Annotated in this window: 19 protein-coding genes; 13 read left to right on the top strand and 6 right to left on the bottom strand. The window is 43.7% G+C overall.

Annotated features, from left to right (window positions below):
- The first annotated feature begins 48 nt into the window (after positions 1-48).
- The 8 genes from FAM09_RS04940 to porN all read left to right on the top strand — a co-directional run bounded on the left by FAM09_RS04940 (position 49) and on the right by porN (position 11,107).
- The gene (locus FAM09_RS04940; protein WP_136575946.1) at positions 49-1,857 is read left to right on the top strand and encodes a BamA/TamA family outer membrane protein; all 1,809 of its coding nucleotides are present in this window, start codon (positions 49-51) and stop codon (positions 1,855-1,857) included.
- A 62-nt stretch (positions 1,858-1,919) separates the two neighbouring features.
- Positions 1,920-2,951, top strand: coding sequence for a DUF4271 domain-containing protein (locus tag FAM09_RS04935; protein WP_166437029.1), 1,032 nt, complete (start codon positions 1,920-1,922; stop codon positions 2,949-2,951).
- Positions 2,952-2,976: 25 nt separating this feature from the next.
- A complete protein-coding gene (locus tag FAM09_RS04930) occupies positions 2,977-3,777 on the top strand; it encodes a uroporphyrinogen-III synthase (protein WP_136575944.1) in 801 nt (266 codons plus the stop codon).
- Between the two features lie 195 nt (positions 3,778-3,972).
- Complete coding sequence (locus tag FAM09_RS04925; RefSeq protein ID WP_136575943.1) at positions 3,973-6,054, top strand: thioredoxin domain-containing protein; 2,082 nt, start codon at positions 3,973-3,975, stop codon at positions 6,052-6,054.
- A gap of 154 nt (positions 6,055-6,208) precedes the next feature.
- The gene (porK, locus tag FAM09_RS04920) at positions 6,209-7,483 is read left to right on the top strand and encodes a T9SS ring complex lipoprotein PorK/GldK (RefSeq protein WP_243751597.1); all 1,275 of its coding nucleotides are present in this window, start codon (positions 6,209-6,211) and stop codon (positions 7,481-7,483) included.
- Between the two features lie 135 nt (positions 7,484-7,618).
- Positions 7,619-8,386 carry a type IX secretion system motor protein PorL/GldL gene (gene porL / locus FAM09_RS04915; protein ID WP_136575941.1) on the top strand — a complete coding sequence of 256 codons (768 nt, stop codon included), beginning with the start codon at positions 7,619-7,621 and terminating at the stop codon, positions 8,384-8,386.
- 84 nt (positions 8,387-8,470) lie between these two features.
- On the top strand, positions 8,471-10,051 hold the full coding sequence (porM, locus tag FAM09_RS04910; RefSeq protein ID WP_136575940.1) for a type IX secretion system motor protein PorM/GldM: 1,581 nt from the start codon (positions 8,471-8,473) through the stop codon (positions 10,049-10,051).
- A gap of 24 nt (positions 10,052-10,075) precedes the next feature.
- Positions 10,076-11,107 (top strand): type IX secretion system ring subunit PorN/GldN, encoded by a 1,032-nt coding sequence (gene porN, locus FAM09_RS04905; protein WP_136575939.1) that lies wholly within the window; start codon positions 10,076-10,078, stop codon positions 11,105-11,107.
- Between the two features lie 501 nt (positions 11,108-11,608).
- On the opposite strand, the gene uvrC is transcribed toward porN, so the two are convergent.
- The 4 genes from uvrC to FAM09_RS04885 form a co-directional block, all read right to left on the bottom strand.
- Positions 11,609-13,417, bottom strand: a complete 1,809-nt coding sequence (uvrC, locus tag FAM09_RS04900) for an excinuclease ABC subunit UvrC (protein ID WP_136575938.1) — start codon at positions 13,415-13,417, stop codon at positions 11,609-11,611.
- 8 nt (positions 13,418-13,425) lie between these two features.
- On the bottom strand, positions 13,426-14,028 hold the full coding sequence (locus FAM09_RS04895; protein ID WP_136575937.1) for a hypothetical protein: 603 nt from the start codon (positions 14,026-14,028) through the stop codon (positions 13,426-13,428).
- Between the two features lie 100 nt (positions 14,029-14,128).
- On the bottom strand, positions 14,129-15,613 hold the full coding sequence (locus FAM09_RS04890; RefSeq protein WP_136575936.1) for a hypothetical protein: 1,485 nt from the start codon (positions 15,611-15,613) through the stop codon (positions 14,129-14,131).
- 69 nt (positions 15,614-15,682) lie between these two features.
- The gene (locus FAM09_RS04885) at positions 15,683-16,297 is read right to left on the bottom strand and encodes an RNA polymerase sigma factor (RefSeq protein ID WP_243751596.1); all 615 of its coding nucleotides are present in this window, start codon (positions 16,295-16,297) and stop codon (positions 15,683-15,685) included.
- A 326-nt stretch (positions 16,298-16,623) separates the two neighbouring features.
- Here FAM09_RS04885 and FAM09_RS04880 point away from each other — a divergent pair, with 326 nt between their 5' ends.
- Positions 16,624-18,417, top strand: coding sequence for a cytochrome c oxidase subunit I (locus tag FAM09_RS04880; protein WP_136575935.1), 1,794 nt, complete (start codon positions 16,624-16,626; stop codon positions 18,415-18,417).
- Between the two features lie 168 nt (positions 18,418-18,585).
- On the opposite strand, the gene gpmI is transcribed toward FAM09_RS04880, so the two are convergent.
- Positions 18,586-20,109: a 2,3-bisphosphoglycerate-independent phosphoglycerate mutase gene (gpmI, locus tag FAM09_RS04875; protein ID WP_136575934.1), complete on the bottom strand. Its 1,524-nt coding sequence runs from the start codon at positions 20,107-20,109 to the stop codon at positions 18,586-18,588.
- Positions 20,110-20,123: 14 nt separating this feature from the next.
- Between gpmI and FAM09_RS04870 the strand changes: the two genes are divergently transcribed.
- The 3 genes from FAM09_RS04870 (at position 20,124) to FAM09_RS04860 (ending at position 22,065) form a co-directional block, all read left to right on the top strand.
- Positions 20,124-20,639 carry a DUF4783 domain-containing protein gene (locus tag FAM09_RS04870; RefSeq protein ID WP_136575933.1) on the top strand — a complete coding sequence of 172 codons (516 nt, stop codon included), beginning with the start codon at positions 20,124-20,126 and terminating at the stop codon, positions 20,637-20,639.
- A 130-nt stretch (positions 20,640-20,769) separates the two neighbouring features.
- Entirely contained in the window at positions 20,770-21,624 is an 855-nt protein-coding gene (gene nadC / locus FAM09_RS04865; RefSeq protein WP_136575932.1) for a carboxylating nicotinate-nucleotide diphosphorylase, read from the top strand.
- A 96-nt stretch (positions 21,625-21,720) separates the two neighbouring features.
- Positions 21,721-22,065 carry a translation initiation factor gene (locus FAM09_RS04860; protein WP_136575931.1) on the top strand — a complete coding sequence of 115 codons (345 nt, stop codon included), beginning with the start codon at positions 21,721-21,723 and terminating at the stop codon, positions 22,063-22,065.
- Between the two features lie 133 nt (positions 22,066-22,198).
- Here FAM09_RS04860 and FAM09_RS04855 read toward each other — a convergent pair whose 3' ends face one another.
- Positions 22,199-23,650, bottom strand: a complete 1,452-nt coding sequence (locus FAM09_RS04855) for an NADP-dependent isocitrate dehydrogenase (protein WP_136575930.1) — start codon at positions 23,648-23,650, stop codon at positions 22,199-22,201.
- Positions 23,651-23,884: 234 nt separating this feature from the next.
- Here FAM09_RS04855 and apaG point away from each other — a divergent pair, with 234 nt between their 5' ends.
- Positions 23,885-24,271: a Co2+/Mg2+ efflux protein ApaG gene (apaG, locus tag FAM09_RS04850; protein ID WP_136575929.1), complete on the top strand. Its 387-nt coding sequence runs from the start codon at positions 23,885-23,887 to the stop codon at positions 24,269-24,271.
- Positions 24,272-24,415: the final 144 nt, after the last annotated feature.

The raw sequence follows: 24,415 nt of genomic DNA, 5'->3' as shown, positions 1-24,415 counted from the left end.
TCCGTATTTTTTTCGAATATTACAGTTTAATTAATCCAGGTGTTCCGGATGGCAAAGGTAGTTGTATATAAGCTTACCCGCTTGGGGATCGTGCTTGCCGTTTGGCTGGTTTTGCCTTATTGGCTATCCGCCCAATACCGGTTACAAATAAAACCTGTTGATAAAGACTCAGTTTTCATCCATTCAACCCTGCGCTTACAATCCAATTTTAAAAATGCAGAGCTGGCTCATGAGTATATCAACAACCTGCCCGCCTTGCTGCAGTCAAAAGGGTATGCTGCCGCTTCTATAGATTCAGTTTTTTACGATTCCCTGGAGGCAACCTGTTCTTTATATGTAGGCGAGAATTTTGAATGGGCGCTTTTTCGGGTCGATTCGGCCGATAGAAAGCTACTTGAGGCCATTAATTTAAACACCCGTTCATCACATAAACCGATATTGAGTTTTGAGCAGGCGTTGGCCGTCAGGCAAAAATTGCTCGATTACCTCGAGAACAACGGGTATCCATTCGCCAAAATTAAATTCGACAGCATTTCGTTCAATAAACAGCAATTACATGCAGGCCTCACTATTGAAAAAGGTCCCCTCTATAAAATTGACAGCATCCGCAATTTTGGGACGGCTAAAATTTCTTCCACCTTTTTACAACGGTACCTGGGCATTACCAATGGTAGTATTTATAAAAAAGAAAGACTACAGGCCATTAGCAAAAAGCTCAACGATCTGGCGTATGTGCAGGAACAGCAGCCCTGGAATTTAACCATGCTGGGCACGGGATCCATATTGAATGTATACCTGGCGCCCAAACGCAGCAGCCAGGTGAATGTACTGGTGGGGTTTCTGCCTTCCAGCACCCAAACAGAAAATAATAAACTGCAGATAACCGGGGAAGCAACCGTTAATTTGAAGAATTCACTGGGCAATGGGGAAAGTATTGGTATTAACTGGCAACAGATCCAGGTAAAATCGCCCCGCCTCGATCTTTCCTTTCAGCAGCCCTACCTGTTCAATTCGCCTTTTGGGGTGAACGCCAATTTCAATTTGTTCAAGAAAGATTCCTCATTCGTGAATATCAATATGCAGGTGGGGGCGCAATATGCCATTTCTTCGAACCAGGGCGGCAGTGTATTCATTCAGAATTTTCAAACCAACGTATTAACGGTAGATACCCTGTTTGTAAAAAATATGCGCGCCCTGCCAGAGCAGGCCGATATCAGGTCGGTTAACCTGGGCATTACCTACGAATGGTTTAATACCGATTACCGGTTTAACCCCCGCAAAGGAAATGAATGGCAGTTGAGCCTGACCGCGGGGTCGAAAAAGATCAAAAAGAATAATGTGATCGTAAGCCTGAAAGACGAGGGCGACCCCGGCTTCAATTTCAACAGCCTGTACGATACGGTTAAATTGAACAGTTACCAGTTCCGGCTGAAAGGGTCAATAGCCCATTTTTTTAAGTTGACCCGGGCTTCCACCCTCAAAACCGCCGTAAATGGCGGCTGGTTTCAGAGCGAGGCCATATTCCGGAACGAACTTTTTCAAATTGGTGGATATAAATTATTGCGTGGTTTTGATGAAGAGAGCATTTTTGCATCGCAATACGCGGTGGGCACCATTGAATACCGGTACCTGGTTGGGCGAAACTCGTTCCTGTTTTATTTTATAGACGGAGGTTGGTCGAAGAATGCCGCCGTATATGCAAAGAGCAGTAATTATTATTGGGGTACGGGCCTGGGAATGGCCTTCGAAACCAAAGCAGGTATTTTTAATTTGTCGTATGCCGCAGGCAAGCGGAACGATACCAAATTCAATATGCGGCAATCAAAGATCCATATTGGGTACGTTAACTATTTTTGATCAATAAATTCTTTTCTATCAATGCCGGCACTACAATATTTTTGCAAACCCAAATGTTCCCTGTGAAGAAACTGTTACTACTCGCTTTTTGTTTTTGCTTATTCATGGTGTCGCTTGCGCAAAGCGGGAAGGATACTATTCCTCCCCAAAAACAGCGCGATACAGCCGGTATTAAGAAAGACACTGCAGTGAAAATAATACCCGATACGGCAGTTGTTACCCCGGTCTCGGATACGGCTGATAGCACCAAAGCGGAAAAACCGTCGGTAATTGCCGCCCGTCCCGATACGGATATACCAGTTGCTTCAGTAGCAAAAGGCCAGGTCATTTCTGAGGCCGAACCTTCCATGCAGGGTTTTCATAAAACATTGCGCAATCATCCTTACTTCAATTTTTACGGCCGGGGGGTAAAGATCACCGAACAACTTAAAAAGGCCAGCCGCGACGAAAGCATGTTCTATTTTCTGGCTGCCCTGTTGTTCTACTTTGGCTTCATACGTATTGTATTCATGAAGTACCTGGATAACCTGAATACCTTATTCTTTAGGGTAACCATGCGCCAGCAACAAATTCGCGACCAGGTGCTGCAATCGCCGTTGCCGTCTTTAATGCTGAATATCTTATTTATTATCTCTGCAGGCTTGTTCCTGAGTTTTGTGGCAGACTATTATAATATAGTGCCCGGCATGAACCGGTGGCTGTTGTTGTTTTATTGTTGCACGCTGCTGGCGGTTATTTACCTGGGCAAGTTCATTATACTGAAAATGGTAGGCTGGATGTTCAATATCAGGGTAGCGGCCGATACCTATATCTTCATTGTTTTCCTCGTTAACAAAATGATGGGGATCTATTTGTTGCCTGCATTGCTGTTAATGGCCTTTGCCAAACCACCTTTTTTAACGGTGCTAATTACTTTAACTTATGTCTTTATCGTTATATTATTTATTTATCGGTTTATAATAGCATATAGGCCAGTAAGAAATGAGATTAAACTCTCAAGATTCCATTTTTTTGTTTACCTTTGCGCCTTCGAAATAGCACCCCTTTTATTGATTTACAAGGTGTTATTGATTTTTGTGGAAAGAAGTTATTAACTTTGCAAATCCATACGTAGCTAATATGGTTAAAAACGGGGCTAAAAACGTAGCAGTAGCTACACAAACCATTAGAAAAATCCTGATTACGCAACCCAGGCCGGAAACCGATAAATCACCGTACTTTGAATTGGCAAGGAAGTACAGTGTTGAGTTGGAGTTCCAGCCATTCATACGTCTTGAAGGTATTCCCGCCAAAGAGTTCCGCAAACAAAAGATAGAAATAAGTAACTATACAGGTGTTATTTTCACCAGTCGCAATGCTATTGACCATTTCTTCCGCATTTGTGAGGAAATGAAGATCAGCATCTCGCAAGACACCAAGTATTTCTGTATTACTGAAGCTGTTGCCCTGTACCTGCAAAAGTTTATCCTGTATCGCAAGCGCAAGGTGTTTTATGGAGCGGATGGTACTAATAAAAGTATGTTTGATGTGATCAACAAACATAAAGAGAACGAAAAGTTCCTGTACCCCTGTTCCGAAAACCAGCAGGATAACGAGATTGTGAACTGGCTCAAAACAAATAATTGCGAATTTGCCACCCCGTTCATGTATCGCACCATCAGCAATGATGTGAAAGATCTGCTGGCAAAGACCGAATATGATATCATTTGCTTTTTCACCCCCAGCGGTGTAAAAAGCCTGTTCGACAATATCCCTTCTTATCAACAAAACGGTACCCGCATTGGCGCTTTCGGAAGCAATACTTCCCGCGCCGTGGAAGAGGCCGGCTTAACCCTCGATATTAAAGCTCCGCAACCCCAGGCGCCCTCAATGGTTGCCGCCCTGGAACAATACCTGGCAGCGTTTACTAAGAAGAAGTAAGTTAAATACAGGCTTTAAGCCTTAGGCTGTAAGCTATTAAGCAATACAAATAATTAGAAGGTATCTCGGTTTATTGGGGTGCCTTTTTACTTTATGAGGTATTCCGCACGCAGGCGTGCGGCCCGCAACTGTATTCGGCTTTTAGCTTACCGCTTACGGCTTACCGCTTACGGCTTAATCATTACCTTGTGCCTTATGGCAAAATATACCAATAAACTAGCCCAGGAAACAAGTCCTTACTTGTTGCAACATGCCCATAACCCGGTTGACTGGTATCCCTGGGGCGATGAAGCACTTAACAAAGCAAAGCAGGAAGACAAGCCTTTACTGGTAAGCATCGGGTATGCTGCCTGTCACTGGTGCCATGTGATGGAGAAGGAGAGCTTTGAAAATGAGGAAACGGCCGCCATCATGAACGAGTATTTTATCAATATCAAGATCGATCGCGAAGAGCGGCCCGACCTTGACCATATTTATATGGATGCCATTCAGGCCATGACCGGCAGCGGCGGCTGGCCCCTGAACGTGTTCCTAACCCCCGATGGCCGGCCATTTTATGGCGGTACCTATTTCCCGCCAAGAGCCATTCACAACCGGCCTTCCTGGACAGATGTGCTGGCAGGCGTTGCCAATGCCTGGGCCGAAAAGCGAAGCGACATAGATGCGCAGGCTACTAATTTAACCGGGTATATTAACCAGAGCAACGCATTCGGGCAACAGGCCCTGGAAGGTGATATTAATATATACGAACTTTTTTCGAAGGAGAAAGCCGATACGATGTTCGCCAACATCATGAGCACGGCCGATAAACAGGAGGGCGGTTTTGGGAATGCCCCCAAATTTCCACAAACGTTTACAATTGGGTATTTGCTTCGGTATTATCATCAAACAAAGAACGAGCAGGCGTTACAACAGGCCTGCCTGAGTTTAGACAAGATGATCCAGGGAGGCCTGTACGATCACCTCGGCGGTGGCTTTGCCCGGTACTCAACCGACAGGGAATGGCTGGTTCCGCATTTTGAAAAAATGTTATACGATAACGCGTTATTGGTTATGGCGCTTTGTGATGCGTGGCAGTTGACCCAAAAACCCTTGTATAAACAAGCGGTTGAAGAAACCCTGGCTTTTGTAGAAAGGGAATTATACTGCCGTAACTCCCTCCCAACGGGTTGGGGGGAGGCCGGGTTCTACTCAGCCCTGGATGCCGATAGTGAAGGGGTAGAAGGGAAGTTTTATGTGTGGGACAAAGCAGAGATAGAGCAGGTATTGCAGGCAGATGCCGCCCTGTTTTGTGAATTTTATGATGTTACCGAAGGCGGAAACTGGGAACATAAAAATATTCTGAATATACGTAAACCACTGGAAGCCTTCGCGCTTGAAAAAAATATATCGGAAGGATCGCTTCAGGAGCTGTTGCAACAATGCCGGGAAAAACTGTTACAGCAGCGCGAAAACCGCATTCGTCCATTGCTGGATGATAAAATATTGCTGGGTTGGAACGCGTTGATGAATTGTGCTTACAGTAAGGCGTACAGTACATTTGGAAATTCGCGATATGAGCAGGTGGCCCGGGAGAACATGGATTTTATTTGGGAGCGATTTACCCGGGACGGATTGAATTTTTTTCACACATACAAAAAAAATGTAGCCAGGTACCCTGCCTTTTTGGATGATTATGCGTATTTAATTCAGGCGCTGATACTATTACAGGAGATTTCGGGTAATGCCGATTATCTGTATAAGGCAAAATCATTAACAGAGTGGGTAATGGAGAGGTTCAGCGAGGAAGAGACCGGTTATTTCTTTTATACCAACAAAGACCAGCAGGACGTAATTGTGCGTAAAAAAGAAGTGTATGATGGCGCTATTCCCTCCGGAAACGCAATAATGGCTTTTAATTTGCAGTATATAGGCGTTGTGTTTGATTTGAGCGGGTGGAGAGAACGAGCCATAAAAATGTGTGCAGGGCTTCAACAGGCTGTGCACCGCTATCCGGGTTCTTTTGGCGTTTGGGCAACCATGATACTTTCTATTGTGGGGGGAGTTGCAGAAATAGCTATTATTGGAAAGGATGCTGACGCTGTCAGACGGGAGCTTTTACAGCAATTTATCCCATTCCGGGTAGTACAATCTGCTTCGGCAGCAAATAATGATTTACCCCTACTTGCCAATAAACCATCATCCCCTGATACGCAAATTTACTTATGTAAGAACTACCAGTGTAGCGCGCCTGTAAACAAAGTAAGCGACCTGATCCGTCTTCTGAAAAATGTGTAAAAATTTAAAATTTTGGCGATACAATAATCCAATTTCCGGGATCGTTTACATGAGAGCTTATATCACGTAATTGCAGTTTTAAAAAATAAATTCTATTCTTGTGATGAAGTCGGTAAAACATTATTTTTGCCCAATACCCTTTAATATTATGAAAATGAAGAACCTATCCGCCTTAACAGCACTGGTGGCCATGATCGCTACTGGATGTGGCAAAGTAGGAAAATCCTCAAAAGGAGCGCCCAACGACGGCCAGCTACATGGCGTATCAGCGGCGCCCAAATACAGTATGACCAAGCCTCCGGGCATGGTTTACATACCACCAGGAACTTTCCACATGGGGCCCAGTGATGAGGACGTTAACTACGCTTACACTGCCCGCAACAAGCAAATCTCTATTAATGGTTTCTGGATGGACGCCACCGAGATCACAAACAACGAATATCGTCAGTTTGTGCAATGGGTTCGCGACTCCATTGGTGCCACCCTGCTTCAGTACGGTAAAGAACAGGATGGTACTTTTAGCATAGACTGGAAGAAGGCAAAAACCATTAAATGGGAAGACAAGGCAACTATCGAAAAGATCGACCAGTTGATCCTGTCGCCTGAAAACCGGGTTTTTGGCAAAAAAGAGATCGATCCTTCTAAATTAATATACCATTCGGAAAAATTTGAGCTGAAAGAGGCTGCTTCCAGAGAAAATGTTGGCAGACCCCGTTCTCAGTTCATCATAAAAAAGAATGTACCTATTTATCCTGATACCCTGGTTTGGATCCGTGATTTCAGTTATTCTTATAACGAACCAATGACCAAGCGGTATTTCAATCACCCTGCTTTCGGTAACTATCCCGTTGTAGGTGTAAACTGGAAACAGGCTACTGCATTCTGCGAATGGAGAACACACTATCTTAATTCTTACCTGGAATCTAAGAAAAAACCTACCGAATCAGATTTCCGGTTACCAACAGAAGCTGAGTGGGAATATGCTGCCCGTGGCGGTCGTTCTCAATCAATGTTCCCCTGGGGTAACTATTATCTGAGAAACAGAAAAGGTTGCTTACTGGCCAACTTCAAACCCGGCCGTGGTAACTATCCTGAAGATGGCGCTTTCTATACTGCCCGTGCAGATGCTTACTGGCCAAACGATTTTGGTTTGTATTGCATGTCAGGAAACGTAGCTGAGTGGACTTCTTCTCTGTTCTACGAAGGCTCTTACAATTTCCAACATGATATGAACCCTGACATCCGTTTTGATGCCAAAGACGATGATCCTCCACGTATGAAACGTAAGGTAATTCGCGGTGGTAGCTGGAAAGATGTAGGTTTCTTCCTTCAAACGAGCACCCGTAATTATGAATACATGGATACGGCTAAGTCTTACATTGGCTTCCGCTGTGTAATTGATTTACCTGCTATGCAGAAGAAACGTTAAAATTTTGTTTACGAGTAAAATTTTTTAACGGCTAATCCGTTTTATTGGAGATTGATTTAACAACAAAATCAAACTGGAATCTTATTCTCTCATCCCTATTGAAAACCCGTTTTCTAAAAATTAAAAATTAAAGTTATGGCTGGAGTTTCTAAATCTACTGAAAGACTGGTAAACGTAATCGTATGTATGGGTGCTGCTGTCGTTATCTTCGGTGCCTGGCAAAAAATTACTCACCAGGCCCTCGCTGATTTCTTTTTAACGGCAGGTCTTATTACCGAAGCAGTTATTTTCGTTGTATACGCATTTTTACCCCCTCCCGGATCAGAAATGCATGCTATTGCTGAAGCATTACCAAAATTAGCCGGTGGCGCCTCTTCAGGAAATCCCGCTATCGACAAAATGGATCAAATGTTCCACGAAGCAGATATTACACCTGCTAACCTGGCCCGTTTAAGCGATGGTTTCAAAAAATTAGGTTCTACTGTAAATAATATAGCTGATGTTTCTGATGTAGTTAAAACTACTGCCGATTACACAGCAAAAACAAAAGAAGTTACTGTTGCTCTGGATCAAATGAAGAACGTTTACCAAGGCGCTGCTTCTACTGTTTCCAGCTTTAACTCTGCTGCTGACAGCACAAAACAATTCCACGAGCAAGTACAGGTATTGACCAAAAACTTAGGTTCACTGAATGCAATTTATGAACTGGAGTTACAGGATACCAACAACCACCTGAAAGCTATGAACAGCTTCTACGGTAACCTGGTGCAGGCTTCTCAAACCATGCAAGGTAGCGTAGATGATGCTAAGAAAGCTCACGAACAGATCTCTAAACTGGCAGGTAACCTGAGCCACCTGAATACCATCTATGGTAACATGCTCACTGCCATGCAGGGTCGTTAATCAGGGGTAGTCCATATCCTGTTACCCATGTAAATGCAATCAGATTAGTGAAACACAATTGTTTAAACTAGAAAAACCTAACCCATGGCTTTACCTAAAGAGCCTAGGCAGAAGATGATCAATATGATGTACCTGGTGCTAACAGCCCTGCTGGCACTCAACGTATCATCAGAAATCCTCAATGCCTTCGTTACAGTAAATAACAGTATTACAAAATCTAACGACGTAATTACTGAAAAAAATAAGGTCACTTATCAGTCATTCGCTGATAAATTAAAAGATGATCAAACCAAAGCTAAAGCTGCTATCTGGGCGCCTAAAGCTGAGGAAGTAAAGAAATTATCAGCCGATATATTCAGTTATATTGAAGATCTGAAGAAACAGCTTGAAACAGAAGCCGGAACCCATGAAAAGGATGGCAAGGCGGAAATCAACGCTGATAACCTCGATGCAGCCACCCGTTTAATGGATACCAAAGGAAAAGGTAAAGAATTATATGCCAAGCTGGGTGAATTCAAAAAGCAGGTTGTAGGTGTATTGAAAGTAGAAGACTTTGCTGATAACCCAACTTTCCAAAATCAGTTGAAAAAAGATATTGAAACGTTCAACCACTCAATTCCTGTTGACCTGAACGTACCTCAATCAAAAACCGGCAAATCATATTCAAATGATGCTACTGGCTGGACCACAAGTTATTTTCACATGACTCCTGCCATTGCCGCTTTAACCATTCTGAGCAAATTCCAGAATGACGTTAAAAATGCTGAAGCTCAAATCGTTGACTATTGCCACAACCAAATTGGTTCTGTGAAACTGGTTTATGATGAGTTCGAAGCTATCGCCCAGGCTAACACTTCATATGCAATGCCTGGCGATAAAATTGAGATCACTGCCGGTGTAGGCGCCTTCAGCGCTGCCGCAAAACCTGATATCTCAATCGCTGGTTCCCCCATTGCTTTAACTGGTGGAAAAGCAATCTATAAAACTACTGCCAGCGGTACTGGCGAACATTCAATAGCTGTAAAGATCCGTTATACAAAGCCTGACGGAACTGTAGCTGAAAAGAATGAAATAGTAAAATATACCGTAGGTGTTCCTTCAGGTGCATCTGTGTTCCTTGAAAAAATGAACGTACTGTATATTGGTGTAGATAACCCGCTGACCATCTCTGGTGGTAGCGTAGGTGCTGAAAAAACCAAAGTAAGCTTTGCCGATGGTTCTATTTCAAGAGCTGGTGGCGACCGCTATATTGCAAAACCCAGCAAACCAGGTATGGGTAAGATCGTAGTAAATGCTAACGGGAAGAACTTTGAGTTCCCCATGCGTTTAAAATACTTACCTCCGCCAGCAGCATTCGTTGGTGCTAAAAAAGGTGGTAGCATTTCATCTGCCGAATTGAAAGCGATCGGCGCTGTAATTGCTAAACTGGAAGAAAGCGACTTCGAAGCTCCTTTCAAAGTATTAAGCTACAGAGTTGGTGCAGTAGGTGGTCCTATTCAGTTGTACCAGGAGTACACTAATGAGGGCAACCGCTGGAGCGGTCAGGCTGCAAGCCTTATCTCTCGCGTTGGTCCTGGCTCAAGAGTGTTCTTCGACGCTATCCAGGTTATAGGACCTGATGGCCGTAAGCGTGAAATTCCGGGTATGAACTTTACCCTCAAGTAAAAAATATATTAAATCAGGGAACAAATGAAGAACCGTATTATAAAGTTGTGTTTGTTGCTGACTGTAATGGCTTTCACTGCCGAAGCAGTAGAAGCGCAGGCTAAAAAACCTGTCCGTAAAAAAGCAGTTCGCACCGCGAAGAAAAGTACTGCCAACCGCAGCAGGAACAAACCTACTGCCGCAGTAGTTGCTCCGCCGGTTGATACTGTAAAACCAGCGCCACCTGAGGCTAAGTTGGATATTCCGCCGATCAAAAAATCGCTGCGTAACGACAACGCCATCGAGCGTAACCTGGTTAAAGACCGGATTCCTTTAGCGTACGAACACATACGGGAAGATGATGCCGTGTATATACAACGGGTATGGCGTGAGATAGATGTACACGAAAAAATGAACCTGCCTTTTGTTTACAAAGCAGAAGGTGACCTGGGTAACCAGCGGTTCATTTACATCCTGCTGAACGCTATTAAAAACGACAGTATTACCGCTTTCTCTCCCGAGGACGACCGGTTTACCACTCCTTTACCTTTCCAGGAGATCGTTAAAGGGCTGGTTGGTCAACCACAAGTTATATCGGTTCCCGATTTGGCTAAAGACCCTGATGGTTCCAAAGGTTTGATGCGTGATACTATCATCGTAAATGAGTTCAATCCCGATAAAATAGAAAGATTCTGGCTCAAGGAAGACTGGGTATTCGATAAAGAATCTTCGCGTATGCAGGTGCGTATTCTGGGAATCGCCCCGCTGAAGACCATTACCAATGATGATGGCTCTTTCCGCGATGTTACCCCCATCTTCTGGGTATACTACCCCGATCTGAGACCTATCTTTGCTAAACACGAGGTGTACAATGGTAAAAACTTTGGCGCCCGTCAAAGCTGGGAAGAGTTGTTTGAAAGCCGCATGTTTGCGAGCCGTATCATCAAATCAACGGTGAACAACCCCAACGATGAGTTTATCAAAATGTATGTAAAAGATCCAATCCTGGCGCTGTTAGAAGGCGAGAATATGAAGGAGCGGATATTTAACTACGAACAGGACCTTTGGTCTTACTAACGTAAAGTTGAATATAACTATAACTAAAAAGGGTATCGTATTTTTACGATACCCTTTTTAGTTTGATGCCTTTCGTGATTGCAAAACATCATAAGAATGAAGTCACTGTATAAACATTATATCAAGAATTTTTTAAAAATACCCACATATAGGTATTGTTTTGTGATCCCGATTCACTATTTTTACAATGGTTTTTCATAGGATATTGGATTTTAAAAACGGGGCTGGATGTCTATCCGGGCCCCTTTTTTGTTTTTATACCTGTTATGAATGTTAGTAGCCGTGTGGTTCATCGAAGTAAGGCACGAATAAATTTGGAATATTTCGAATATAGGTATACGATGTAAGAAGTAAGAAGATAACTATACTTCAGGCCTCATAGACCTCATGATTAAAAGCAGATGTTATTAGTAAGTTTAAAATATAAAAGGTGAGCTTTGCTAATAATAGCGAGCTCACCTTTTTTATTATCTTCTTACCGCCTACTTCTTACTTCAGCTTTTACTCATCACTTTTAAAATAATTCTTTATCAATGTAGCTTTAGCAACTCCTACCGCTGCAACCAACTCTTCGAGGCTTAATTCCTTAACCCGTTTCACCGATTTGAATTCTTTCAACAGTTGTTCAGCCGTGTTCTTTCCAATGCCTTTTATTTGCTCTAATTCATTCTTGAAAGTTCCCTGGCTACGTTTCTTTCTGTGGAAGGTAATGCCAAAGCGATGCACCTCATCGCGTATGGAACGGATCAGTTTTAAGCTGTCGCTGTTATAAGGCAGCTTTACCGATTCCTGATCGCCCGGGAAAAATATCTCCTCTTCATTCTTTGCCAGGCCCACAACCGTCATTTGTCCCTGTAAGCCCAGTTCGCGAATGCCTTCCAGTGCGGCGCCCAGTTGCCCTTTACCGCCATCGATGATCACCAGTTGCGGAAATGGCTGCGCTTCCAGTTGTAACCGCTTATAACGCCGGGTAACCACTTCTTTCATAGTGGCAAAGTCATTGATGCCCTGCACGGTTTTTACGTTAAAATGGCGATAATCGGGTTTGCTGGGCACGCCCTCTTTAAAGCAAACCATGGCCGATACCGGGTAACTACCCTGGAAGTTGGAGTTATCGAAACATTCAATATGAACAGGTACAAGCGGTAGCTGCAGGTCGTGCTGCAATTGCTCCAGCACCTTTTTACGCGTTGAATCGTCCTTGCCATCCAGCTTCAGCATTTTCCGCTGCCTGATCTCTTCCTTGAAATAATTCACGTTCAGTGCCGCCATATCCAGCAGTTTCTTTTTGTCGCCGGCCTTCGGTACGGTAACAATAATTTCCGGCTCGGCGTATTCTATTTCAAAAGGAACGATGATCTCGGGCGACAGGCTGTTAAACGTTGAGCGAAGTTGGGCTACCGCAAACGATAAAACTTCTTCAATAGGTTCGTCGAGATGGGTTTCCCATTGCGAAGTATGGGTTTGAACAATGGTGCCGTTCTGCATCATCAGGTAGGTGGTATAGGCTGTATCGCCATCGCGCAGAATGGAAAATATATCGGCATTGCCCAGGTGCCTGCTAACGATCACCGAGCGGGCCTGGTACTGTTCAAGGTGCTCTATTTTTTTATAAAGTATCTGGGCTTTTTCAAAGGCCATGTTTTCTGCGGCCGACTTCATTTCCTTTTTGAAATGCTGTATAACAGGGCTCAGGTTGCCTTTCAGGATATTCCTTAACTGTTGCAGGCCTTCTGCATATTCTTCTTCGGTTTGCAGGCTTTCGCAGGGGCCTTTACAATTGCCGAGGTGGTATTCAAGGCATACTTTGAACTTTCCCTTTTTTATGTTGGCCGGGGTAAGGTTCAGTTTGCAGGTGCGCAATTGAATGTTGGCCTTTACAAAATCGAGCAGCTCGCGCACTTTGGCTACCGAGGTAAAAGGGCCCAGGTATTCGGAACCATCGTTGATCTTGCGGCGGGTAAGAAAAACCCGGGGGAAGTGCTCTTTTTTGATAACAATGTAGGGATACGTTTTATCATCTTTCAGGTTGATGTTAAAACGCGGCTGAAACTGTTTTATCAGCGAATTCTCCAGCAGGAAGGCATCTTGTTCGCTGGGAACAATGGTAAACTCTATGCGCTTTATACGCTGAACCAGCTCATGTGTTTTATAAGAGGTAAACGTTTTGGTAAAATAGGAGCTGATCCGCTTGCGGAGATTTTTTGCTTTACCTACGTACAGCAAGGTCTCCGCCGAGTCGAAATATTTATAAATACCGGGATCAACCGGTAAAGTAGAGGCAATATGTTGAAATTCCTGTGATGTCATAATTACTATTACTCAGCAAAATACTGCGGGTCCCAGATCACTTTTTCCATAGAAGTAACAGCCGGCCCGTTCTTTGGTTGACGTATGGTAACGATATAGAAATAGGCCTGCATTTTCCAGGTTAATTTTTGTTGAATGGTGGTGTCGCCCCTGGTAAACTCCCTTTCCATATAGATCCGGTTCACTTTGTCAACTTCCAGGGTGGGGGTTAAGTATACCATTACACTTCGCAACGGCCAGTCGGGCTGTTTCAGGGAATAAATGAAGTTGACCATTTGCGTGGTTTCATCCATTAAAGAGTGCTCCCTGAAATGTTCATGGAACGAAGCCGAGTCCAGCTCAGGCAGCAAAAACTGATTGGCCAACTGGTGAAAAGCCGGTAACTGAATAAAGGTTGAATCTTTTTTACCGTCGATGTTCACTTTACGTACAATACCGCCCGAAAAGGAGTCTACCTTCATAATATCGTTCCTGATAAAATCGGCTACTGGTAAAAAACTGCTTGCCAGTGAGTCCTCGGCCGATTGAACAGTGCCGGCTGGTTGTTTGGTTTGCTTACAGGCAATGGCCAGAAAAATCAGGGCCGGAAATAATAGGATTATCCGCTTCATCGGGTAAAATTATTGCAATTCCCGAAATCCCAACACTATATAATGCAAAGTGGGTCGCCTTTGAAAGTGACCCACTTTGTTGAGGTAATCAGACTCTATGTTAGCGGATAGTTTTGGCTACGCCTATCTTCACACCGTAATTAAACAGGTGTTCGCGTATAGGGTATTCTTTAATATGACTGGATAATAATTGATAACGTATTTGCGGACCTACCTGCCATTTCAGGTTGCCGGTTTTATAGGAGATAAATGCTTCCGCACTGGTATTGATATTCCATCTTCTAACCAGTGATGGTTCTTTTGCATATTTATAATCGGCGGTTATGAGGTAGGTGTTCCGGTTCAATAAATAAGTTGGCTGAACGGTTCCTGCAATGCCTACCTGCAATTTATCATTACCCAGCAGGTTTATTTCCATTCCTAAAGGTACAGATAGCTGGAAGTATTGGTTAGGAAAATCTTCAATAGTAGAGCCATTAAAATTGCGGTAACGGGTATAGGAAGTGAGCGTTCCGGTTACAATACCATAGTTCGAGTTCAGCGCAATGATTGCCGGTTCAGATGTTGAGGAACTGTATGCCTGAATATCGTACCGGATATAATTGAATAGTAAACCTGCTTTCAGCGTAAAAGTTTTGTTTACCGCATACAGGATGTTTGAGCCCAGTTCAAAACCTAAGGCCGGTTTGTGGTTCACCAGTTGCTCAATATTGCCTGGAATATTACGTGCGAGCGGCAATGGTGTTTTAGCGTCTGTAGAATAATTTCTGCCTTTTAACGTGCGGTAATTCATTGTAGGCGTAAACGAAAGCTGCCAGCTAAGCCGCTTTTGTTTTGGCACCGCCAATTCATATACGGCATTATGTGCTAACCAGGATAAACGTTTATTGTCTTCATCGGCATTCTGGCTGTTAGCGTCAAGCTTTGATTCGTCGACCGATGTAGGCGTTATTAAAGCAGCAACCGGCACCTGGGCTGCAGGCTGCTCAAGATGTGTAACATGGTTGTCTGCCAGGATCAGCGGGTTGTCGATTATTTCAGGGTGGTTTATTTTATTAAACTGCCAGGCATTCAGGTTATATACCGGCGCTTCATTGTCAAGTACGGGCGCCTGTGTGTGGTTGTCGGCGCCAGGTGTATTGCTGTTTACAGTTGATGTCACCGGCTGGGCCATATTGATCACTACACCGGTATTGCCATCGCTGTTGTTGGGATTGAGCACAAAGGGCCTTTGTTTGGTAGTGTTGCCTGATGTATTGTCAGTTTGCTTATTGGGATTGCCAAACGGTACTATAACAGCTTTTGGCGTATTGGTTTCGGTAGTTTCTGTTGGTTTGGAAACGGTGGAAGAAGTGTTATTTCCGGCTATAGATTTATTGGCTGATGATGGAGTGATAAATTCAATGAATGTATAATAACCAACAGCAGACAGAAAGAGAAGTAAACTGAACCAATACCATTTTCTGTTGGGGTGTAATGAACGGTGAATGCCTTTCCACACCTTGTCAGATGGATACATCTTATATTGGTCAGCTTTTTCTTTCAGCAGTTCTTCAATATCCTCTTTGTAAAAACCTCGCTCCATATCATTAGTGTTTGTACGGTAAGTTTTTCATAGGGTTAAATCTGTATCAGTAAAGTGTGATGTTTTGGTTTATCTTCCTGCTGCTACACCTAACCAATTACTTTTTTCTTTGGGCCGCATAATGATTTTTTTCTTCACCAGTATGTCTTCAAGCATTTGCTTGGCCCGGGTATATTGCGAACGGCTGGTACTTTCTTCAATATCCAGCATTTCGGCAATTTCTTTATGCGAATAACCTTCAATGGCATACAGGTTAAGTACTGTACGGTAACCTATTGGTAGTAAGCGGATGCATTCTACCACCTGTTTTGCCTGAACGATCGAAGGCACTGATTCTTCGCGCACCTGGATGCTGGTTGCATGGATGATGTCGACGCTTTCGTTGAACTTTTTGTTCTTTTTGAGATGGTTGATACAGGTATGAACTATGATTCGCCGTATCCAACCTTCAAATGCTCCTTTATTCTGGAAGGTGTGTATTTGTGAAAATACCTTGATAAAACCTTCCTGCAACATGTCTTCAGCATCTTCCCGGTGGTGGGCGAACCTGTAACAAACTGACAGCATTTTGGGACTGTACCGGTTGTACAATTCCCGCTGGGCAGTCGTATCGTTACGTAAACAGCCTTGTAAAATGGCGTCGTCGGTCATATTAACCGTTTGGTTGCCCTGTAATTTAGACAATTTTTCGATGTAATTGCTGCGTTATTTATAAAAAATTGCCTTTTATCTGTATGAATTTTAATCTGGGGTAGAAGGGCTTTTTCGGGCGCTGTAACCGGGCAAATGCCAGTTTTCTATGAATTTCACCGGATTATACATAAAGAAGTGATTGTACCTCTTTTTTTGATCGGTGAGGCAATAATTCAGTATTAAAATGACCCATGTCAACAATACCACTAAGCAGGAGTGCTACCTGAGTAAAGAATGAATGTTGTAACCATCGTTAGTATTCGCTTGCTTATATGCGTTATAGCTGGGCGGTGGCGTAAGTTTTGCTGCCGTATTTTATGGCAACAACACATAATGGGGATGGCCATGTGGGGCATGCGGCGCAATCATTCTGGACCAGGTATGTTTTTAGTCAGGACCATAAAATGATAGCGCGGCAGTTTTTGATCACAGGGATGGTGTGGGCCATTATTGGTGCAGCCTTTTCGGTACTGTTCCGGATCCAACTTGGGTATCCCGGCGAAAGTTTTCCCATCCTGGAAACCCTGTTAGGGCACTGGGCCCAGGGCGGAGTTATACAGCCGGAATTCTATTACGCCATGGTTACCATGCATGGCACAATCATGATCTTTTTTGTATTGACGGCCGGCTTAAGCGGCACTTTTGCCAATTATCTTATTCCGCTGCAATGCGGCGCCCGCGATATGGCTTCGCCTTTACTGAACATGCTTTCCTATTGGTTCTTTTTTGCGGCCAGTATCGTCATGTTATGTTCTCTCTTTTTGCAAACCGGTCCGCCAAGCGGTGGGTGGACGGCCTACCCGCCTTTAAGCGCCCTCGGCGACGCCATGCCCGGTTCGCGCCAGGGAATGGACTACTGGCTTGTCGCCCTTGCTTTATTTGTTGTAAGTACCTTGCTCGGTGGCATCAATTATATTTCCACCATACTAAACCTGCGTACAAAAGGAATGACCATGACGCGGTTGCCCTTAACCATCTGGGCATTGTTCTTTACTGCTGCATTAGGCCTGCTGGCCTTCCCGGTTCTGTTATCGGCGTTTGTACTGTTGTTTTTCGACCGGCATATGGATACCAGTTTTTACCTTTCTGAGATCTTCCTCACGGCCACCGGAAAAGCGTTGCCAAACGAAGGGGGGAATGCTATTTTATACCAGCACCTGTTCTGGTTTTTAGGCCATCCCGAAGTATATATTGTTATTCTACCGGCTATGGGTATAGCATCAGAGGTGATCAGCATCAATGCCCGCAAACCCATTTTTGGCTATTCTGCCATGGTTGGCTCTTTGTTTGCCATTGCAATATTATCGTTTCTCGTATGGGCGCACCATATGTTTGTATCGGGCCTGAACCCCTTTCTGGGTTCGGTATTTGTGCTGTTAACATTGTTGATCGCTATTCCCTCGGCAATAAAAGTATTTAACTGGCTGGCTACGCTGTGGCGGGGAAATATCCGTTTTACGCCGGCCATGTTATTTGCCATCGGGTTTGTAAGCATGTTTATTTCCGGCGGACTTACCGGCATCTGGCTGGGTAATTCAACGATTGATATACACTTACATGACACTTATTTTATTGTTGCCCACTTTCACCTGGTAATGGGTGTAGCCGCTATGTTTGGGATGTTTGCCGGCATATACCACTGGTTCCCTAAAATGTATGGCCGGCATATGAATGCCACGTTATCCTATATTCATTTCTGGATTACAATAGTGGGCGCTTATTGCATTTTCTGGCCAATGCACTATATGGGCCTGGCAGGTATGCCACGGCGTTACCTCGATTATAGTCAGTGGCTATCTTTTAATCAGTTCTCCAATGCAAACAGGTTTATCACTATTGCATCGATCATTGTATTTGCCATACAGTTGCTGTTTGTATTCAATTTCTTTTATTCCATATTCAAAGGCAGAAGAGTAGTGGGCAGGAACCCGTGGGAGGCTGCTACGCTGGAATGGACTACGCCGCTTGTTGCGCCGCATGGTAATTGGGAAGGTGAAATACCAGCCGTACACCGCTGGGCTTATGATTATAGTAAAGACAACAGGAGTTTTATTCCACAAACAGAACCGGTGGCGGGGGAGGAGAAAGAGGTCAGCAAGAGTGTGTTGTGAATAGGTTGTTTCTGCGAGAACATAAGAATGAGAAGCAGGAAGTAGGATGTAAGAAGATAATAAAAAGGTGAGCTCACTATTATCAGCAAAGCTCACCTTTTCTGTTTTCGAATTATCGTTTATGAGTTCTGAAGTATAGTTCTCTTCTTACTTTCTACCTCATCTCAACTACACCAACACATCGCCCGTCATTTCTGCCGGAATGGCCAATTGCATCATAGTAAGAATGGTAGGAGCAATATCGCCCAGCTTACCAGGTTTTATAGCGCCTTTAAAATTTTTATCGATAATGAATAACGGAACCAGGTTCAGTGTATGCGCGGTATTGGGCGTACCATCTTCATTGATCAGGTAATCAGCGTTACCATGGTCGGCTGTTAAGAAGATCGTATAGCCATGCTCCAGGGCGGCTGTTACAACGCGTTCAACACACTTGTCAACCGTTTCAACGGCTTTAATGGCGGCTGAAAAAACACCGGTGTGGCCTACCATGTCGGCATTGGCATAATTCAGACAGATGAAATCGGCGGTTTCTTTTTCAATTTCAGGAATAATGGCGTCTGTTACTTCAACCGCGCTCATTTCGGGTTTCAGATCGTATGTAGCTACCTTGGGCGAAGGGATCATTATCCGGCTTTCTCCTTCAAATGGCTTTTCACGACCGCCGCTGAAAAAGAAAGATACGTGCGGGTATTTTTCCGTTTCGGCTATGCGAATTTGTTTTTTGCCATGGTTGGCGAGTATTTCGCCCAGGGTATTATTCAGGTTGTCGTTTTCGAAAACCACATGAACATTTTTGAACGTTTTGTCATACTCTGTCATTGTGGTATAGTTCAACGACAGTTTTTTCATACCAAAATCTGGCATGTCGGTTTGCGAAAGCACTTCTGTGATCTCCCGGCAACGATCGGTGCGGAAATTAAAACAGATCACGGCATCGCCGTCTTTTATGGTAGCCAACGGTTTTTGATCAGCGCCCACAATAACAGTTGGTTTAATAAATTCATCGGTAACATTATTGGCATACGATTGCTCAATAGCAGCCAGCGCGTCGGTAGCTTTTTCGCCAATGCCATTTGCCAGTGCGTCGTACGCAAGTTTTACGCGTTCCCACCGTTTGTCGCGGTCCATGGCGTAATAACGGCCACTTACAGAAGCAATTTTACCAATGGTTTCGTTCAGGTGACGTTGTAAGTCGGTAACAAAACCCAGCCCGCTTTTAGGATCGGTATCGCGGCCATCGGTAAAGGCATGCACAAAAACTTCCTGTAAGCCTTCTTTGGCGCATAAAGTAATCAGGGCTTTTAAATGATCGGTGTGTGAGTGCACCCCGCCATCGCTTACCAAACCTATGAGGTGTAAAGGCTTTTTATTCTCCTTGCTATAGCGGATAGCTTTTAATAATATGTCATTTTTGAAGAAAGAGCCGTCGCGTACAGCAACATTAATTCGTTGCAATTCCTGGTAAACAATGCGGCCGGCGCCCAGGTTCAGGTGGCCTACTTCACTATTACCCATTTGTCCATCGGGCAACCCTACTAATTCGCCGCAGGTTGTTAAAGTTGTATTAGGATATTTTGCATACAATGAGCTTACAAAGGGAGTATTTGCATTTTGAATAGCATCTGAAGATTTAACCTTTCCCAGGCCCCAACCGTCCATGATGACTAATATAGCTTTATTAGTTTGCATATAACGAAGTGATTATGTTTGGTTTGTTACAGAAAGCTGCAAAGGTAATGCAATGCGGCTGTAGATGTTATTTTTGGCAGCATTCTTACTTTGGCATATTTTTCGCGAATTTAGCGGTGAAAAGTAAAAATTGCGCATTTATGAAAAAGTATCTGGGATTTGCGATAGTAACCGTTTCGCTCGTCCTGGTATCATTTGCCCCCCTTTATTCTATTGATGACGTAGTTGCTGCCATGCGTACCGGTAATGCCACACAATTATCAAAGTATTTTGATGGTCGGGTGGACCTTTCATTACCAGGTAAAAGTGATAATTACAGCAAAAGCCAGGCTGAAATGATCTTAAAAGACTTTTTTGCCAACAATACTGTAAAGAACTTCATCGTAAAACATAAAGGTGAGCAAAATGGCTCCCAGTTCTGCATCGGATTACTACAAACCAAAAACGGAAACTTCCGCACGAAATTTTTTATGAAGCAAAAAGGCGACCAGCAGGTTGTTCAGGAGTTGGGATTTGAAGTGATGGAATAATCAACAGGCAATAAGCAATAGACAATAAGCAAGGATTGCCGTATTTCGTGTACTCGGCACCATTTTAAGATTTTGCCAATTGCTTATTGCCAATAGCATATTGCCCATTGGTTCTCGTTACCTTTGTGACATGCTCACATTCAATGAACAGCTTCATCATTTAATCGAATCTGCCCTGCAGGAAGATATTGGCGATGGAGATCATTCCACTCTATCTGTTATCCCTGCCGATGCAAAAGGCAAGGCCGTATTAAAAATTAAGCAGGCTGGTACTATTGCCGGCATGCAGGTGGCTGCAGCTATATTCAATTATAAAGAACCGTCTGCGCGTTTTGTTGCATTTAAAAAAGATGGCAATCAAATGCAGGTGGGGGAGAATGCTTTTGAAGTTGAGGCTTCGGTGCATACCATCTTGCAATGCGAGCGCCTGGTGCTGAATTGCCTGCAACGCATGAGCGGTATTGCCACGCTTACCCGCTTATATACCGACCGGTTAAAAGGATACGCCACCCGTTTGCTGGATACCCGTAAAACCACGCCTGGTTTTCGTTTGCTCGAAAAAGAAGCTGTTCGTATTGGTGGCGGACATAATCACCGCATGGGTTTATATGATATGATCATGTTGAAGGATAATCACATTGATTACTGTGGTGGTTTGGAAAAAGCCATTGACAGGGCTTATACTTATGTGCAGCAGGTGAAACCCGGATTGAAAATTGAAGTAGAGACCAGGAGCCTCGACGATGTGAAAAGGGTAGTGACTTTTGGAAAAGTAGACCGGATCATGTTGGATAATTTTACTCCCGAAATGCTTTCTCAGGCATTGAAAATAATAAACAGACAGTTTGAAACCGAAGCCAGCGGCGGCATTACATTGGATAATATTACCGAATACGCCGCAACCGGTGTAGATTACGTAAGTGTGGGCGCGCTGATTCATCAGGCAGCGAGTTTGGATTTGAGTTTGAAAGCTGTAATAATTTAATGTGCTAATTTGCTGATGTACTAATGGGAAACCAGCAATAATGTATTCGCTAGCAGCTTGAAGCTTTCGGCTTTTTGCTAAAGAAATTTTGAGAATATGAGTAAAAAAAACAAACCCGATAATCGGGGATTCGTATACAGTACCGATCCCAACTTTAAATTTGAAGAAGAACAGGATGCTGTACAAACCATGCCGCCCGAACAACAAAAATTGCGGGTATGGTTAGATACCAAACAACGCGCCGGTAAAGCGGTAACACTGATCACTGGTTTTGTGGGTACTGCAGAAGACCTGGAAGAGCTGGGAAAAAAATTAAAGAACGCTTGCGGTACCGGTGGATCGGCAAAAGATAGGGAAATAATCATCCAGGGCGATCAACGCGAAAAGGTGATGCAGTGGCTTCTTAAGAACGGATATAAGAATAGTAAGAAAGCGGGGTGAGGCAATCCTTCGACTTCGCTCAGGAGCAATAGACAATAAGACAATTGAAATTATGTATATTAAAAAGAAGATGCCACGCTGTTTTAACGTGGCATCTTCTTATTTGTATTGCAAATTATCTATTGTCAGTTGATTACTGTCCCGCGGCAGAACTATACGACTTCTTATCTCCCCACATGTTCAGCAATTCAAGCGAAGCGATCTTGAAATCTCCACTTAAACTAACATACAGGCCAATAACATCCTGCTGGTTCAGCGGATAGTTATCGATGCTTTCAAAACGAACATTGTATTGGTTCACCAGGTTCGTGTAAACAGAGCCGGTAGGCCATACCTGCGTACCGCGGTTACTGATGTTAATAAGGTTGAATTTCACCCCACCATGACGCTGGCATTTTTTAGCAATGATATCTGGTTGCTCATTGCTTTCAATGAACATATCAACGCCAATGATCTTTTCATTCTCTATTTCTTTCGATTCAAGCATGGTGTTTCTTTCCAGCTTCAATGGAGTGGGGGTGCCTGGTTTATTAGGGATTAATTCTTTGGCATTTAACTGCGGCGTTTTACCAAAATTGGCAATGATGGCATCGGCAAATTGCGTGGTATTCAGGCTGGCTTTTGATTTATCGCCGAAGTCGCCGGTGTGCACACCCTGCTCTAACGTATACAGTAAAGCATTTTCAATAATGGCGGCATTTTCAGTTAAGCCAAGGTGCCGAAGCATGGCAAACCCGCTTAACAATAACGCAGTAGGGTTGGCAATGTTCTTACCGGCAATATCAGGTGCCGTTCCATGCACCGCTTCGAATATACAAATATGGTCGCCGATATTGGCGCTTGGTGCAAAGCCCAAACCACCTACCAGTCCGGCGCACAGATCAGATACGATATCGCCCTGCAGATTGGTTAATACCACCACATCAAATGTATCGGGGCGGGTAACCAGTTTCATACACAGGTCATCAACGATCACATCATCTGCTTTCAGTTCAGGATATTCCTTTGCCACTTCATAAAAGCAATCCAGGAACAACCCGTCGGTAATTTTCATGATGTTCGCCTTGTGGCTGCAGGTAATGCGGCGGGCATTTTTTTGACGTGCCATTTCAAACGCATAGCGGATAACCTGTAAGCTACCCGGACGAGTAATAAAACGACGGCTCAATGCTACATCGTGAGTAAGCATGTGTTCAATACCGCCATAGGTATCTTCAATATTTTCGCGAACTACGGTAATGTCGATGGGTATACCGGCTTTTGAGAAAACGGTATCAACGCCATGCAGGGTTTGAAATACCCGTTTGTTAGCATAGGTGTTCCAGGTTTTACGGGCAGTAACGTTTACACTTTTTACGCCTTTGCCTTTGGGTGTTTCCATGGGGCCTTTAAATAACACACCCAGTCGTTCTATGGTTTGTTGGGCTTCGGGCGTCATACCATTTGAAAAACCTTTGTCGAATACCCATTTACCCATGTCAACCATTTCGTATTCAAGGGGCACTTTATTGGCATCAAATATTTTTAAAACGGCACTCATGATTTCAGGTCCAATACCGTCGCCTTTGGCCACTGCAATTTTCATGTATATAGTTTTTGTTTTTTTAATTAAAGCCAATGCAACCAATCACGATAGTAATCAGGTTCATTATGAATGGGTTATCATGAATGGCGCAGGTTAGTAAATTAAATATTGGTCTATGTATTCAAATCCCGGGCAAAATTAGCCATCCACCTTAACAATTCATATTAAAACATGAATAATTGCTATGGCTGGCTTTTATTTTTGATTATCTTTAAATTCCAAACTGTTTGTGTAATGGTCTCCAAGATTTCCGAAGGCATTGAAATAAGTGTCGAAACGTTCTATCAGCCCGATTATTCCAACCCTGTATCGGGCGAATATATGTTTGCCTACCGGATCACCATTGAAAATCACAACAACTTTCCTGTTAAACTACATCGCCGGCACTGGTATATAATTGACAGCAACGGCACCAATCGCGAGGTAGAAGGCGAGGGGGTGGTAGGCGTTCAGCCAACCCTGCAACCCGGCGAGCGGTACCAGTATGTAAGCGGCTGTAACCTGCGTAGCGAAATGGGCAAAATGCATGGCACCTACCTCATGGAGAACCTGTTCAACAAGACTTCCTTCGATGTAAATATTCCGGTGTTTGAGATGATCGTTCCGTTCAAGATGAATTAAGAAAGCACTAAATTTCAAATAGCAAGATCCAGAGAAAGCACCAAATACCAGGTTCCAGATAAATACAAAAACTTAAATACAAAAGAGGCACCCGGATAATTCCTGGGTGCCTCTTTTTTTGAGATTTGTATTTTGAAATTTGTT

Source organism: Niastella caeni, from assembly GCF_004834005.1.
Taxonomy (GTDB): domain Bacteria; phylum Bacteroidota; class Bacteroidia; order Chitinophagales; family Chitinophagaceae; genus Niastella; species Niastella caeni.
Note: the sequence above shows the minus strand (reverse complement) of the source record. Positions and strands in the feature narration are given on the sequence as shown.